This is a genomic window from Enterobacter sp. SECR19-1250 (assembly GCF_013391025.1).
In the GTDB taxonomy this organism is placed as follows: Bacteria; Pseudomonadota; Gammaproteobacteria; order Enterobacterales; family Enterobacteriaceae; genus Enterobacter; species Enterobacter cloacae.
This window is the reverse complement of sequence record NZ_JACASJ010000304.1, coordinates 1-584: the sequence shown is the minus strand read 5'-3', so window position 1 is coordinate 584 and position 584 is coordinate 1. Positions and strand designations below refer to the sequence as shown.

Sequence of the window (584 nt, the reverse complement as noted above, 5' to 3'; positions counted from 1 at the left end):
ACTGCGGCACCGTCTCCGGCAGAAAATATCGTTATCAATGATAACGTGGGCGACAAGCAGGGGCCGGTAGGTCCAGGCGACACCACCGACGATCAGTCCCCGACCCTGAGCGGCGAAGCTGAGCCGGGCAGCGTGGTGGACATCTATGATAACGACGAGAAGATCGGTTCCGTCATCGTTGATGACGAAGGTAAATGGTCCTACACGCCAGACACGCCTCTGGCTAAAGGCGATCATGAGATCACCACCACCGTGACCGATCCGTCAGGCAACACCAGTGAGCCGTCTCCGGGGATCTCCTTCACCGTCGATCCGGATCCAAACCAGGTTACCGTGGGTGAAGTGGTGGATGACCAGGGACCGATCGTGGGCAACCTGAAGCCAGGCACCGTGACCGATGATGTCCGCCCTGAACTGAGCGGTAAAGGTAAGCCAGGCAGCACCGTGACCATCATGGATGGCGACGATGTACTGGGCTCCACCGTGGTGGATCCGGATGGCAACTGGACCTTTACCCCTGAACAGGATCTGGCCGATGGCGATCACAGCCTGACCGTGATTTCCAAAGACCCGGCCGGAAACGA

Annotated in this window: 1 protein-coding gene; it reads left to right on the top strand. The window is 58.9% G+C overall.

The window, feature by feature from the left end; translation table 11 throughout:
• Positions 1–584 (top strand): Ig-like domain-containing protein (locus tag HX884_RS26730; protein ID WP_256737212.1); only part of this gene is annotated, 584 nt, incomplete at both ends.